This window comes from Puniceicoccus vermicola (assembly GCF_014230055.1).
Classification (GTDB): domain Bacteria; phylum Verrucomicrobiota; class Verrucomicrobiia; order Opitutales; family Puniceicoccaceae; genus Puniceicoccus; species Puniceicoccus vermicola.
In genome coordinates this window covers 268282-283886 of the sequence record NZ_JACHVA010000101.1, presented here as the reverse complement: position 1 = coordinate 283886, position 15605 = coordinate 268282, and the positions used below count along the sequence as shown (strand labels likewise).

Annotated in this window: 9 protein-coding genes; 5 read left to right on the top strand and 4 right to left on the bottom strand. The window is 51.8% G+C overall.

Going from position 1 to position 15605, the window contains the following annotated elements; translation table 11 throughout:
• Window positions 1-7 precede the first annotated feature (7 nt).
• On the bottom strand, window positions 8-3988 hold the full coding sequence (locus H5P30_RS13260; protein WP_185693411.1) for a sugar-binding protein: 3981 nt from the start codon (window positions 3986-3988) through the stop codon (window positions 8-10).
• Between the two features lie 219 nt (window positions 3989-4207).
• Between H5P30_RS13260 and H5P30_RS13255 the strand changes: the two genes are divergently transcribed.
• The 4 genes from H5P30_RS13255 to H5P30_RS13240 all read left to right on the top strand — a co-directional run bounded on the left by H5P30_RS13255 (window position 4208) and on the right by H5P30_RS13240 (window position 9867).
• Window positions 4208-5152 (top strand): helix-turn-helix transcriptional regulator, encoded by a 945-nt coding sequence (locus H5P30_RS13255; RefSeq protein WP_185693410.1) that lies wholly within the window; start codon window positions 4208-4210, stop codon window positions 5150-5152.
• Complete coding sequence (locus H5P30_RS13250; protein ID WP_185693409.1) at window positions 5145-6473, top strand: FAD-dependent oxidoreductase; 1329 nt, start codon at window positions 5145-5147, stop codon at window positions 6471-6473. Before H5P30_RS13255 ends, H5P30_RS13250 begins: the two co-directional genes overlap by 8 nt.
• A 206-nt stretch (window positions 6474-6679) precedes the next feature.
• A complete protein-coding gene (locus H5P30_RS13245) occupies window positions 6680-7606 on the top strand; it encodes a hypothetical protein (protein ID WP_185693408.1) in 927 nt (308 codons plus the stop codon).
• Between the two features lie 116 nt (window positions 7607-7722).
• The gene (locus H5P30_RS13240) at window positions 7723-9867 is read left to right on the top strand and encodes a heparinase II/III family protein (RefSeq protein ID WP_185693407.1); all 2145 of its coding nucleotides are present in this window, start codon (window positions 7723-7725) and stop codon (window positions 9865-9867) included.
• Between the two features lie 54 nt (window positions 9868-9921).
• On the opposite strand, the gene H5P30_RS13235 is transcribed toward H5P30_RS13240, so the two are convergent.
• On the bottom strand, window positions 9922-11343 hold the full coding sequence (locus tag H5P30_RS13235; RefSeq protein ID WP_185693406.1) for a sulfatase family protein: 1422 nt from the start codon (window positions 11341-11343) through the stop codon (window positions 9922-9924).
• A 90-nt stretch (window positions 11344-11433) separates the two neighbouring features.
• Here H5P30_RS13235 and H5P30_RS13230 point away from each other — a divergent pair, with 90 nt between their 5' ends.
• Entirely contained in the window at window positions 11434-12300 is an 867-nt protein-coding gene (locus H5P30_RS13230) for a helix-turn-helix domain-containing protein (RefSeq protein WP_185693405.1), read from the top strand.
• Window positions 12301-12655: 355 nt separating this feature from the next.
• Here H5P30_RS13230 and H5P30_RS13225 read toward each other — a convergent pair whose 3' ends face one another.
• The gene (locus tag H5P30_RS13225) at window positions 12656-14269 is read right to left on the bottom strand and encodes an alpha-amylase family glycosyl hydrolase (protein WP_221774362.1); all 1614 of its coding nucleotides are present in this window, start codon (window positions 14267-14269) and stop codon (window positions 12656-12658) included.
• A 66-nt stretch (window positions 14270-14335) separates the two neighbouring features.
• Window positions 14336-15466 (bottom strand): SGNH/GDSL hydrolase family protein, encoded by a 1131-nt coding sequence (locus H5P30_RS13220; protein ID WP_185693403.1) that lies wholly within the window; start codon window positions 15464-15466, stop codon window positions 14336-14338.
• Window positions 15467-15605: the final 139 nt, after the last annotated feature.

Genomic DNA, 15605 nt, shown 5'->3' with positions numbered 1-15605 from the left:
TATGCTTTCATGGGGCAACTGAACGGTTCTCGATTAAAAACACATCGTGATAGAGATAGGGACGTTCGAAGGGCTGAGTTCCGGCAGGGGTGAGAGTCAATGCCTGCGCTCGCCCTTCTCCATCGTTATCATTGATGATCAATGAGAATCCAAAAACCTGACCCGATGAAAAGTCCACCTGTGGCAGGCAAACCCGAGGGATCAGAATCTCATAGACCGTTACACCGTCCTCGCCACGCACAACGGACACCTCGACTTCTCGATCCAGTCCTTGCGCCTGATTCGCCTCTCCGACATAGCGACCCTCGCTGTTTTTCTCCAACCACGCATAGTGCTCTCCGTCTATACTCGATATGGCATAGGAAACGTCATCACCGTCGTAAAAGTCATTGCCAATCGATGCATTGTTGCGTTGGTCAAAGTATAACTGAAGCGAATCGAACTTCCACGCAGCACTTGGTGAATTGGGCGTAACATGAAGATCATCTTTTACGACCACTGCTATGGCCAGGTATTCGGGAGACCATGCCAATCCCAGAGAGGCACTCAAATCCTCCTCCCCGCCATAGGTTTTCTTTGGATCGAATACAGTCCGATGATTTTCCCCCAACGTAACCCACTGAGCTTGATTCCATTCGGATAAATCACCGTCTGAAACGATTGCGTCGTTTCTAGAGATCATCAGAGGCGAGAACGACATTTCCTTTCTGACAAAAGCCTTGTCTTCCGACTGGATCAGAGCCGTCAACGAGTATCTTTCACCCGCACTGATCTTCAAATCACCCTCGAACTCAATCACAGTTTCCTCCCCCGGCTGGAGGGACTCAAAATCCGCCATACTGCTGTCCAAGGACCATCCGAATGGAAGATTCGTCAACTCTACACGTCCACCAATCGTTTTATTCAACCGGTTGGATATGCTGATTCCGAGAGTGTCTGAATCTATCATTCTCAACTCCGCGGTGAAGGGCTCTCCCAACCCCAAAATTTCGGCCTCTCGGAGAAACGCTTCAATTTCCGAAACTTTGGTTCCTTCAGGGAACCGCAGATAGACCGGTAAGGGCGAGAGGGGGAAGGATTTTTTCAATTCACCGGACGCAATTTCATTCCCCATCGGGTCAAACACCTTCACGCAAGAAGCCGCGATGGTCATCTGTCCGTCAGTATCGAAATCTCCAACCGTATTGACGGTCAGCAAAGGTCCAGTTTGAGCATCCGGAAATAGGAAACTGCGCATTGCGCTACCGACCTCAATCTCTTCGGCGATCCCGGCATCCACGAGAAAGCGAGTCGCCGCATTGTATAACCCAAATGCATAATACAAATAATAGCGATCGTATCCTCCATAGCGAAACAAGGTTCCCGGCGGCGTAAAGAGGTAGTAGGGTATTCCCAAGGCACTATGATAAAGATAGTTTCGAATGATCTTCGAAGCCGCTTCCAACTCGCGTTCATCGGGGGAGAAATAGTTTCGAATCGCTTCGGAATCATGGGCTGCCATTATGAATTTATCCGCACCGAAATATTGCTCGCTATTGATCACCGGACCAGTGAATCCGGCGCTAGAAAGCATGTTCTTGAATCTCAACAAATCGGCGTATACGTCCGGTAAATCAGGAGACGCTCGATAAGAATGATAGGAAAAAACATCCATGTACTCGCTCCCGCCAAGATCGAGAAATTCTTGCAGGTAAGAGAAATCCGCACCGTTGAGGCAGCCCCCAACCACCTGAAGCTGAGGATCGATCTCTTTGATCGTTTCATAAGAGACCTTTAGAATCTGCGCATATTTCTCGGGAGGCATTGTCTTGACTCCCTGCTTCGGCCCCGATCGGTATCTCCAGATATTCGGTTCGTTGAGAATTTCCCAGTACTTCACTTGCCCCCTTAAAGGAGTGACTACGCCACGAAGATATTCGGTATATTGGCTCAATAACTCATTGCTAAGAATCTCAGCATCCAAGACTTCGCTTCGAATCGAATGGGGAATTACCCCCACACAAAATAGCGCCGAAGTCATCCCACCTTCCATCTGAAGTTCCAACCGCCGCCGGATGGACTCGATTAGATCCGAATTCGTAGTAAGACCTTCCTGATTTCCATGATTGAAGAATGATCGGAAAGACTGAACCCCGAGCATTCGCCAAACAGTCAATTCCTCGGCGATCATCCAATCCGGAAGCTTGGGTATTTCGATCGCCGAACTAAAGATACCAATCGGATCATCCGAAAATCGCGCTTCCTGCAACACCGCATAGCGCGACTCGCACCTCACCAACAAATTTCCGACAAAGTCTTCTACTTTCGCTTCGATGTCGAATACTCCCAAAGACTCCCCCGGCAAGCTGAGTGGGACCACATTTTCCCCTTCCCCAATTTCCACATTGAACTGCGAAGATCCAACCGAGTTTCCCCAAGCATCCCGGACAACGACAAACGCCCTTACAGAATCATATTTTTGCGAATTCGCTAAAATCTTGAGATTCAACTCAGGATTCTGCTCTCCCTGAAGAAAGAAATTTCGAGAGCTCGAAACAAGTCCGGCCTGAAGGATTCCAGCATCGTATTCACTCAGATCCCCTTCCTCAAGTTGGACGTTATCCAGCAATACTTGCCTACCATCGAAACGAGCATAGAATTTATCTCGAAGAGAACTTTCGTTCCACCGGAAATGAAATGACACTCGGCGCCACTCACCAGTCGTAAGGTTTACATTTCCTTTTCGAAAAACATTCCAGCCCGGATCAATCACAAACAGAGACAGCTGCGCATCGTCGGCCAACGCTTTGGCATACGCCGAGAGCGTATAACTTTTCCCTTCTTCCAAAGGCATACTACCGGAAACCAGAGAATTATTATTCGACAACAACATGGCCGCAGATCCATCGATACCACTGCCAAACCGTATCCCGGGAGTGTTGATTCCGAAATCATACTGGTTCCCGAAGAAATTATACATCCAGCCATTCATTCCGAGTTCGAAGCCCGGATTCCATACCATATTGCGATTTCCCGGATACAAATCTACGTAGGTTGAAGGATTCTCCGACTCACTGTTTTCTTCGGCCCAAATGAGTCGCACATCATCAATCATCGCAGAACCTCCATCCGCGAGGCTCAGGCGGGCATGACAAAAAGGATGCTCCTTCACCTGCTCGGCCACATTTGTCTCCATCGAGTATTCCTTCCATTCCGAAGTTAATCGGAACTCTTCTCGAGAGTTCCAATTGTAACGGTCTCCTAGCAGGAAAGCTTTGATCACGGTATTGGGCCGATCTGAACGCGCCCAGAAACTGAACGTGTAGACACCATTCGTCTTCATCGGGAGCAGAGAGCTCTGAATCGTCGAAGTTTTCTCGGGATCGCCCAAAAAAAGCGAGCGTTCTCCGCTGCGAAAGCTAGTACTCTCCACGATTTCCGCTACTCCCTCTTCGGTTTGATACGCCCACTGCCAAGATGGTGGCACCCAACCGATTTGCCCGATCTCAAAATCACTGTTCAGCAAGAGATTCTGACCACTCGGAACCTCAAAAGGTCGAATCCGCAATTCTTTCAAAAATACCTCAGCGCCCTTCTCAAACTTAGACGGATCCTCAATGCGAAGTACAGGAACTACAGACTCATTCAACCGAAAGTAGACTGCAAACGGAGCCCATTGATCCGAAGGTGCGACCACCTGCCATGGATTCAAGACCCCCTCCCCGTAAACATCCAATACGAACCGACCATCCGGTCGAAATCCCGTGGTCCTATACTCTCCGACCAACTGATACCAGCCGGGCTCTACTTTTTGAGCAAAGGTGGCGCGCAATGACACCTCTTCGGTCAGTTCACGGTCAGTGACCCATTCCTCATTGCTTTCGTTTCGGAACCCACGCAGCTCCGAGAATTCAAGCTTCTCCGGTCGGGAAACAGAAATTCCCAAGCAGGACTCCATGAATCCGCCAGCCAATAAAGAAGAGCAAATCAAGTAGGTCTTTAATTTCATAGTAGGGTAATTGTATCTTTGCCCCTCAGCCTGAGAAATGGACCGATTGCTCCGGTAGAGACATTCCATATCCCTCAAAACAACCCAATATCCTCAAGTGTAAGGTGTTCGCATTATAAGGAAAACAATACCGGATGTGTTAGCCTTATCATGATGCAATAGATAGCACATTCTTGACATGATCTTGATTCGAAAAAGGGAATGAGATTCAATGAAAAGATGGGAAAACTATTAGACACGATGGATCTTTCCGATCTATCCCATCTTCGCCTTCTTCCCCATAAAGATTATCTCCGAACCCCGATTATCGGACACTACTTCGCGAAACACGCAGTGGAAGAACCGAAGCACGACCACGATTTTTTCGAGATCCAGATCTGCGCCAGCGGCCAGGGATGGCAAAAGCACGAAAAAGGAGATTTTCGATTCAATAGAGGGAGAGCACTCCTCATCCGGCCCGGCGCATGGCACTATCATCACAAAAATGAACAGGTCGAATGCTATATCTGCTGCTTCGGAGCGGAGATTCTCAAAAGCGAACTGATCTGGACGCTCGAAAATCCGGTATTCAATCGACTTCTATGGAGAGACGATCCCCTGAACCATTCCGGAGTCACAGAACTTGAAATCCCGGAATCCATCCTCGTTCCCACAATCAAAACACTCCAGCTCCTCATTGATACCTACGATGACTCTGCGCTGTTTGCTCGCTATCAAAAAATTTCATATCTTACTCTAATCCTCTCGTATCTTGCCGAGGCGTACTCTCTGAAAAACCAAGAATTGATTCCCAGCGAGTCCAATCCGACTCATCCGGCCATCAAAAGATGTATCGGGATCATTGAAGAAAGTATCTCCGCCGAATGGAGCACCAACAATCTCGCAGAGAAACTCAACATCGCCCCATCCTATCTCTGTCGACTTTTCAAGAAAGCCCTGGACCTCTCTCCCATTGAATACCTGACACAAACACGAGCTCGCCGGGCTTCCCATCTACTACTGAATACCGAATTACCGATCTCCGAGATCGGCATCGAAGTCGGCTGGCCCGATCCGAATTACTTCGCCCGCCGGTTTCGAACCATCTTCGGCGTTTCCGCTACCGAATATCGAAAGCGCCAGCGGAAACACATGGAACATCTTTCCTTGAAAAACTATGACTAATCCCTCTTCTCTCCCCTCTCACGCCAAAGCACTGAACGATCGCATCCAACAAACAATCTGCGCCGAGGTCGCCGAAATCACCGATGTCGTGGTCTGCGGAGGAGGTCCAGCTGGAATCGCGGCGGCCCTCAGCGCCGCCCGTCAAGGAGCAAGGACCACACTGCTGGAAGCACAAGGATGTATCGGAGGCGTTTGGACATCCGGTTCCTTGAGCCTGATCCTCGACAGCGACAACAAAGAGGGAATCATGAAAGAGATTCTGGAAAATCTTCGGCTCTGTGGGGGCATGGGCGTTACAGAATCAGGAAAGCGATCCAACATATACGATGCCGAGAAGATGAAATTCCTCCTCGAACAAATGGCATCGGATGCCGGTATCCACATCCGACTTCACACTCGCATCGTCTCAGCCGAGACAAATCCGGATAGGCGACTTACCCACGTGGTCACGGAATCAAAATCAGGTCGCGAAGCTTGGAGAGCAAAAATATTCATTGATGCCACTGGAGACGGAGACCTCGGCGCACAGGCGGGATGCTCCTTCTCAATGGGACGTCCCGAAAACGGACAGACTCAGCCTATGAGTTTAATGGCCATGCTCACGGGCCTTCCTCCGCAGTCTGTCCAGAAATATTGCTTGGGTGGAACGGACTCCTCACCCCGGGAAAAATTGAAAGAGCTGCTCGCAAAACAAGGAGTCACACCATCTTACGGAGCCCCAACTCTCCTGCATGTGAATGGCCAGTCCTTCGCACTGATGGCCAATCACGAATACGGTTACAACTCGATACGAGCAGAAGATTTGACCCGCGCAACCCTACACGCCCGACGCGAAATCAATCAGATCGTCGATGCACTCAGGAGATCCGGCCCTCCTTGGGAAAAGGTGCATTTGGTCTCCACCGCGAACCATATTGGAGTCAGAGAAGCCCGTCGCATCCGGGGTCGCTATAGGGTCTCACGCGATGATTTAGTCGAGGGACGAGTTCACAATAATCCCATCTGCACAGCCACTTATTGGGCTGACGTTCATTCCACGGATCCCAACAGCGGCAAGACCTACGGTTCCGAGGGAACCGAAGTAAAGCCCTACCAAATTCCACTCGAAGCCGCCATCGCAGCAGACGTGGACGGTTTGATGATGGCCGGTCGCTGCATCAGCGGAGATTTCATCGCCCACTCCAGCTACCGAGTAACCGGAAACGCTGTAGAAATGGGAGAAAACGTCGGCAAAATCGCGGCATTAGCAGCAAAGACGAATAGACTCCCTCACGAAGTAATTCTTCCCGGCTCCGAGTCATTCGATACGAAAGCTTCCTAGCGAATTTCGGAAGGGATTCCGGTAATTCAATCTTCACGCATGACACTCCCGATGAGGAGATTCTACCTCTTTTCTCTACACAGAGCTTCGATCAAAATTATGCTACTGTTTTTAAAAAGCTGTCCTAACCACTTGCGGGGAAATCCGATATCATGGTTTCGATAGGCGGTCGTCCGAACCGCCCCAGAACCTCAATCCACCACATTATGGAAATCAACCTGACATCCCCCTTAAAATTCCCCAAATGGCTAGGTTTCGCAACGGCGGCAACCTGCATCGGAGCAGCCATAGCCGGCTCCACTCTCCATGCGGCAACGACGATCTTTAGCGACAACTTCGAGCGCAGCGCTTTAGCGCCCTACAACTACGCGGGCAAGGGCAACGTCTGGGCGACCTACGGAACGAGTGCCGGATCGATCGGCATCGTCGATTCCGAGTATTTGGAGGTCAACCAAACTTCAACCGATCCGGGAGGGGCATTTGCCGCCCGAGCCGACCTCCAGATTGCCGCAGACTTTGATACCTCTCAAGCGGGACAAGGAACAATGAAACTTACCTTCGACCTCGACATCAGTAGCTATCAGAATAATACGATCAACACAATAAGTGTCGGCTACTACAACGAGGCGTCACTGACTAACCTCTTTTTAAATTTCGGTGCCATTGACATTGAAGGGACCCAACACAACGCCCTCTTTCTTTCCCCTGGGCGGGACTCCTTCCAAGCAACCGAAAGCCAGATTATCGGGTACGATGCAGGCACCAATGAATGGGCGAGCGGTTTCGATTTTGGAGTCTATGACAACTCTACCTACAGCAACAACGGAACAGGATCTTTAAACGTAGAACTGATCTACGACACGCTGAACGGCGTAGGATCTATCGTTGTTACTACTGCCGGAGGCGATGTCGCCACCAAATCAATCAATCTTGAGAACTCCGGCCCTTGGAGCAATCTAACGAATAAAGCCAGCCTTCGCTATTACGGACCGGAAAACGGCGGGACCGGTAGTTATACGGTGGACAACATCAATCTTACGGCAATACCGGAGCCAGGGCAGATCGGAATGGTACTGGGAATGACCTCTATTCTGATCCTGAGTCTCCGCCGCAAGCAAAGACACCAAAAGTGAACGAGTAAGTTCATCCCGGGAACATCCATTCTCAAATCGAGATGCTGAATCCTCTCCTCACGCCCACGAATCCAATCGCTGATCCGCTCCCCTCAGAGCATGATCGAGGATCCACTTTGTTCTCTCGACTTCCGCACCCCTTCGTTTCCAGCACAGCTTCTCAAAGGGACGAAATCCTTGAAAACGTAAACGACCCTCTCTGGCAGCGCTTCCTTCTCGAGGCCGAGTCTCATTTCCAAAAGGCTGGGTCCATTGGTCAGCCAAAAGCTGGCCAGCTATTCTGCCACGACGGCAAGTTGGACGAAGTCATGGCGATGGCCGTCCTCGCCTATGTCCGCGATGACACCGGATATTGGCATCAGGTCGGGGATTGGCTTCGCTCTCTCTTGAAGATCTACGAATCCCTGAAGGATGAGTGGGAGATCCGCTATCGACAACTGACCATAGGCAGGATCCCCGAATCTGCGATGAGCAATCCACGGCAGTTCATCGACACCTTCACTCCGGCCTATTGGCTAGAGGGCGGTTTCATGATCATGGTCCTTGACCTCTACGACATGCTGGAGGCCTACAAACCGAACGAACTTACCAATGACGAGAAGCACCATCTCGAAGAGCTCTTGATCAGCTTCGCCTCCCGCTACATCTACCACGAGGAATCGAATAAATTCTCAAATCGCGGCCTATGGGCCAACAATGGAATCCTCGCTGCCGCATTAGTTCACCCGAATCCGAAGACTGCAGATATTCTCTTGGAGCAATCGTGGGAGCGATACCAGATATTCCGATCAACATTCTTCGATGACTGTCTTCACGGAGAAGGTTCAACCTCCTATCATGTAATGTCGGTCGAGGGGGTATTTTACTATGCGCTAACCGCATCCACCGTCTTCAAAGATCGCGATTGTTATGAAGGGCGTAAGCCTGAGAACCCGGAACTTCAAAACCTCCGCTACCCCGACTACGTTTCAATCGCGCGCGCTTACTACCAAACTGCCATTCCGGGCCCAACTCCCATGAGTAGTCCCCGCGGAGCCGCCTTCTTCAAACCGGTTTCGATCAATCCCGCATTTCTTCATGCATATTCAATGAGTAAATGCCCCGAACTGGGATGGATGATCCGGCAAAGAGCGTCCTCGATCAACTCGAAGATGCCGACTCCTCTCAAGGTGAGTAACTACGACATCTTGGGGTTAGGTCTCTATGAACCCCTGAAAAGCTTCTGGGTATATCGTCCTATCGAAGAAGTAAGACCACCGAGGCGACGTTTTCATGTTTTCCCGGATCACGGAGAAGTATTCAGCAGGAGCAGCTGGAAACCCGATGCTACCTGTGTCACCGCCAGATTCGGATACGAGGGAAGCGGAAAAGGACATAGGGACCACGGGCACGTGACCCTCTATCACAGCGGCCTGAAGGTTCTAGCGGACCCCTTTCCCGAGGGAGAAATTGACGGACATGATTCCAGCCTTTTTCACAATACGGTGACGTTGGACAATATGGAGCCCCGTGCTGTCATCGGATCGATCTCTACCCCTCAATCCCTTTTTGATGCGGATTCATTCATGATTTTGAATCGAGGAGGTTTCATCCCCCCTCGGAACTACCTTCATGATCTTCGAGAAGATGCAAACAGCTGGTTTTGCAATCAACCCCATGAGCCCAACCACGAGTATAAGCGAGCGGTTCTCCACATCCACGACCAAGCAGTCCTGATTTTTGATTCGGTCAGCCGAGAAACCTCGGAAACCCAATCCCCCCATATTGACTGGTTCTTCCATTCCGAATTCAGTCCCACACTTGGGACTCCCGATTCTGTCGTTCAAACTGAAATCTACCGATTACAAAAAAAGAAAATCATCGATTCAGAGCAGAACCTTCAAAGGAAATTCAAGATTTCCGAAAAACCTGTCGAACGGGGAACCTCGAAAGAAATTCAGTGGAAAAATTCTCACCACCAAGCCACGTTGAGAATCTATCCTCAAAGCCGAGCCCTACAGCTCTCGACCTCGCACGACAGTCTCGAAAGAAAAGAATGGGGAAAGGTCCGAACAGAAGCCTATTCTTCTCTACGAGCACGGCAGAACGGACTGAACGGAAGCGTGCTCTGGGTGTGGGATGTGACCACTCCCCTGATCGACGTTTCAACGAATACTCTGGAAGATGGTAAATTTGAGGTTTCTATAAAGCGGAAAAGTGGATCGAACCTCTCTTGGGTCGTCGATTTCACGGAAAATCAAACCACCCTTTCGGTCCGGTAATCCCACCTCGTTAGGGTTATCTAATCGCCAACCGCGAAAAGGGGGCAGCTGAAGCTACTCCCCTACCTTTGATGACTGAAACGGGTAGGAATCCCAGAAGGGCTTACCCTTGTCGTGTTCTGGGTCGTCCCAGGCCTCAGCGCTTGCGATCAGGCTCTGTCGCATCGTGGAGACTTTATCCTGACAATCCGCCGCCTCGGCCAAGTTCGTCATTTCCCAGGGGTCGTTCTTCAGGTCGAAGAGCTGCGTCTGAATGTGCTTCCCGTCGACGACATACTCGATCAATTTAAACTGCCGATCCTTGTAGGCCCGCTGAAAGGTCTCGTAGCCGAAAAACAATCCATCGCGAATGCGGTCGTCTCCGGTGATCGCTGGGAGAAGACTTTTGGATTCCACGGATTCCGGGATCGAAATCCCGGTGAGATCGCATAGGGTCGGGAAGATGTCCATCAGGTAGGCATAGGCTTCCGTTTGCTTTCCTTGGGGAACTCCCGGCCCGGCAAAGATCAATGGGACACGAACGCTGTGTTCGTAACAGTTCTGCTTCCCGAAGAGACCGTGCTGGCCGAGGGCGAGTCCGTTGTCGCCGGCAAAGACCAGAATCGTGTCCTCGTAGATTCCCTTCTTTTTTAGAGTCTCGATCACCCGGCCGAGTTCATGGTCCAAATGCGTAATCATCGCATAATATTCGGCGAGGTGCTGACGGACCTCTTCTGGACGACGTGGGAATGAGGCCAACATCTCATCGCGGATGTTGAGATGCCCAGTGTCGAAGGGATGACCCCCGAGAAAGTTGGGCGGCAGCTCAATCTCATCCGGATCGTACATTTCCAGAAACTCCTGTGGCATCGACCGGGGATCGTGAGGAGCGAGAAAGGAGATGTAACTGTAGAAGGGAACATCTCCTTCGTGACTCTCGATAAAATCAATGGCGGCATTACAGACCGACTGAGAAGAATGTTGGCCACTGTTGATATGATCACACTGCCGATAGGTAACCTCCCGGGATTGTCCCGGATTGCGGATGATGGGCAACTGCGTGTCATATTTGCCAGTGGGATCGTAATGGTACGCCGGCACATTCCAGTGATCACTCATCCCTCCGAAGAAGATTTCATCGCCATCGCTGAAAGATCGATTGAAGGATTCGCGACCATTGTGCCATTTGCCGGTCCCAAAAGTACGATACCCATTAGAGCGGAGGGCTTGCCCGAGGGTTGTGTGATCGAGAGGAATACTCTGCCCCGAGCCTTCCAAGTGGTACAAAGTCCGCCCTGTATTGAGCATTGCGCGGCTCGGCATACAGACCGCCGCGCTCGTTCCACTCGGGATATGCGCCTGTGTGAAGGAGCAACCTTCCTCGACCAACTGATCGAGATGTGGGGTTTGAATCGCACCGTTCCCCAACGCGCAAATGGTATCGAAGCGTTGGTCGTCGGTAAAAAAGAAGACGATGTTGGGTAATTTCTTGGTCATAACTGCAGGATTGTCTGGGTTCAAAATCAAATTTCCATGACAGTATATGATTCCATGAAACCGATTTGAATGGCATAATCCGGTATTTTCATGACAAAATCGCCTACAGATAAGCCTGAGGACAATCTCCTCCGCCTCCTGTCTCCGGTCCCGGGCCAGAACCATTTTCGGTTCACGACTATCGGACGGAAACTGGTTGTCCCCCCTCAATGGCGGATCCAGCGACGGATCATCGAGGATTTTCACCTGCTCTTCGTCTGCGGCGGCAAAGGCACCTACCGCGTAGGGGATCGGGACTATCCGCTCAAACGGGGCTTGGTGGTCTTTCTGACCAATGGAGTCCCCTATTCCGGGATCCAAGACCCCAATGACCCCCCTCAAATCAGACCCATTCGCTTTTGCCGATACGACAACCATACCGGCAAAATGAGTCCGTGGCTGGGAAAGCCTTTTTCGGTAGTCTGCCAAACCCTTCGCAGCAGCTACTTTGAGGAACTCTTCGAAGGGCTCCAACGATGCCAGATGACCCTCGGCGAAGAACACAGAGATCTCACAACTTCCTACGCCAGCACGATTCTCTTCGAGCTAGACCATGAACAAAGGACACTGCAGACGAATCACGATTCCGTCGAAAACCGGATTCAACAAGTAGCGACCTGGATGGCCGACCATCCCTTGGAGCGGGACAATCTCCAGGCTCTGTCCACTCGGGCGGGATTGTCCCCCAAGTATTTTTCGCAGGAATTCAAAAAGCGGTTTCAAGTTTCTCCGAAGACCTATCAGGTCCAGCAGCGCCTAATCTACGGACGGACGCTTCTGGAAAACACTCATCTCAATGTCGCCGAAGTCTCCGAAGAACTCGGATATCCGGATCCGTTTGTTTTCAGCCGACAGTTCAAAGAACTGTTCAATCGCCCGCCGAAAGACTTTCGTCAATCGAGCCAGCTGCGGGAATGACTGACAGAGAATCAAATAGCGGCTTCCGCCGACTCGTAGAAATGGCTCTCGCCATTCCTCTACGCGGATGCCCACAAAGGCAGGGGATCTATCGGCGCGGAAGCGCGATAGCGATTTCGGGAGGCTCCCGAGAAGTCTGATTCCCCCAAGCCATTCCGTAGAAATGGCTCTCGCCATTCCTCTCCGCGGATGACCACAAAGACAATGGATCTATCGGAGCGGAAGCGCGATAGCGATTTCGGGAGGCTCCCGAGAAGTCTGATTCCCCCAAAGCCAATCCTTAGAAATGGCTCTCACCATTCCTCTCCACGGGAAGCTGCCTCGGAAATGAGACTCCTTGGCTCGAACCGAAAAATCAGCGCAACGGAATGATCCCGAATCCATGTCCTGCGACCGTAACGGAGAGGGATTCACCATGACGCTCGCAGACACATCCTTGACCCAGAAGAACCTCACAGGGCTCTCCCGCGACCCTGAGATCGACCGAGCGCGCGTGCCGAGATGGATTGATAACGACGAGGCAACGCGCGCCATCCAACTCGCGCAAATAGGCGAAAGGATAATGCTGCTCGGTTGTATTCAAAAAGGTAAACTCGCCATCGGTTCCCAGCACAGGGTTTGCCTTGCGGAGACGAATCAGTTCACGGACAAAATTGAGCAGGGAATTGGGATCCTTGTCCTGTGACTCCACGGTCGGTCGGTCCTCGTCGGGATCGATAGGAAAATACAACCGCTCGGCAGGAGCGGTGGAGAAACCCGCATTTTTCGAATCATCCCATTGCATCGGCGTCCTCGTCCCGGCGCGTTCCCCGAGATCCGTTCCGGCGTTGACCGCAGTAATTCCGGCTAAGGTCGATCCCTCCTTTGGCTCCAGGTTTTCGACGAAGCGCATCCCGATTTCCTCACCATAGTAAATGGTCGGCGGTCCGGCTTGGGTCATAAAGAACACCCAGGCACACCGCAGCTCATCCCAACCTCGGGGGGCGCACCGCAGACGCTGAAAATCGTGACAGCCGACCGGGAGGGTGATCAACCCTTTGCCTCGGGTTGCTTCCCGCTGCTCGGAGTACGATTTCAAAAAGACATCGAGACTCCCCTGCCCCTCGGCGTCAAAATAGCAGTAGGCCTGATCCTTCGGAGGCGCCAGCGTGCCCTTGCCGTTGAAAAACAAGGACGAATACCCCGGAGTGTTGAAATGCAACATGAAGTCGAGATGGAAACCGGCATTGATCGACCGACTGGGAAAACTCCATTCGGAGAGTAAGACCCGATCAGGATACGCCTCATCCATCCATGCGCGGACTTCCTGCCAAATTGCTTTGGTTGCCTCAACCGACGCGGGAGTATCCTGCGGCTTGACCAACGAACCTGCCATATCAACCCGGAACCCGTCGCACCCGCGATCGAACCAATAGGCGAGAATTTTTCGCATCTCCTCCCGGTTCTTCTGCGGCCCGGGGGCGTGCAGCGGATCCTGCCAAGGCTCGGTGATCTCGGAATACCCGAAATTCAGCGCCGGCTGATACCAAAAGAAATTGGAGACGAAGTCGCCCTTCTGCGGTCCGGTAGCCGGGTCGAAATCCCGATTTCTCCAGATGTAGCGATTCGAATCCGCCGAATGCGGTTTCTCAGCTTCGGCCTGAAACCAGGGATTGTCCATCGAGGTGTGGCCGGCCACGAAATCCAGTACGACCCGAATCTCCCGCGCGTGCGCCTCCTTTACCAATTCCTCAAAATCCTCTTCGGTGCCATACCGGGGTGCGATCTTATAGAAATCACGAATATCGTAACCCGCATCCCCAAACGGCGAATCGAAACAAGGATTCAACCAGATGGTGTTGATCCCGATGCTGCGGATATAGTCCAGCCGCTTGATGATCCCTTGAAAGTCGCCAATCCCATCCCCGTTGGTATCCTGGAAGGACTGAGGGTAGATTTGATAGATTACGGCCTCTTTCAGCCAGTCCATTGCCTGCATATGCTATTAGATCCTTGAGAGGGTTTAAGTTCTTTATTCGAGAGGCCTTACTCGCCCCTACCCGTCGACGAGCACTTGGCCACCGGCAATACAGACGCTCTCCAATCGAAGCTCTTCGTCTCCCTTCAACTTTGGAAGGATCGAGATCGTGTGGGCTACGTCCGGCTTCAGGTCCATGGCTACGATCTGCAAGTAGCGCATACTTCCTCCCGCGCATACGGTCGGATACTCCTGCGGCTCACCTTCATCGATGCGAATTTCAAAAGATCCGGACCTCTGAGTTCCCTCACCGAAAAGAAGAATGGATTCCCCGACGAACGAAAGCATCAGAGGCTGGGGAGCCTTGCCCTCTTTGCTGCTAGCAATGGCCAAGTCGTCCATCCAACGCGAGCAGATGAAGTCGAAGGCAATGGCGTCCCGGCGTGGGACTCCCCGGCTCCAGCCTTCCGGCAAATTTTCCAAAGTGCAGAGCGGGAAGCGGTCGATCCGCATATAACGGTCTGTATGCACCATCGCCTCTGGGACCTGACAAATCCGCTTCTCTTCTACGGCAGAAGAATAAGCACCCCAAGCAGCCTTGGCATAGAGAGCATACCCCGCATCGCCAGGATGCGTCGAATCGTACGGCAAATCCCACAACTCCTCCGGAGTCACCTCGCCCGAATTGACCGCCGCCCGCATCACCGCGACCGCGTCGCCCACGGGCAGCCCGTAGGCCTCCCCAATCTCCCGATGAAGGGCGTCCAGGGGACGGTCCGTGACCTTCTCCACATCGACCTTTACAGCCAAAAGCATCTGAACCACGGGAATACCAGCCGACACCATCCTGCGAATGATCGATTCGTAGGAGGAGAGCCGATCGTCCTCGGGAATCTTCGAGGCCCCATCATTGACGGTAAAATCCAAAAAGACCAAATCCGGCTCATGGGCCAGCACATCGCGCTGCAAGCGGAATGCCCCCAGTTGGGAGCCGGTTCCACCAATCGCCGCGTCGACAAAAGTAAAATGGGCCTCCGGATAGCGCTCCTGCATCTTTTTCCCGATCAAGGCGCGATACGAGGTTTTCAGGGGATCCGTCGCTTGCGCGCCCCAAGTCAGGCTTCCCCCAAAGAAAGTCACAGTTAAACGTTCACCCGCTTCGGCTCGTTTGGCAAAAGCGGCAAAATCAAGAGTATTGGATTGGGTCATAAAAACAATGAATCTAAAGAACCGTCTCCGGAAAACCAAGTCACTGATTCCACAAAATCACGTGAGCTCCATGAAACGAGTTCAAAAACCCGGCGATTGAGGCTAGAAAGAATTCGGGCCAGAACTCTGAGAAGAACCT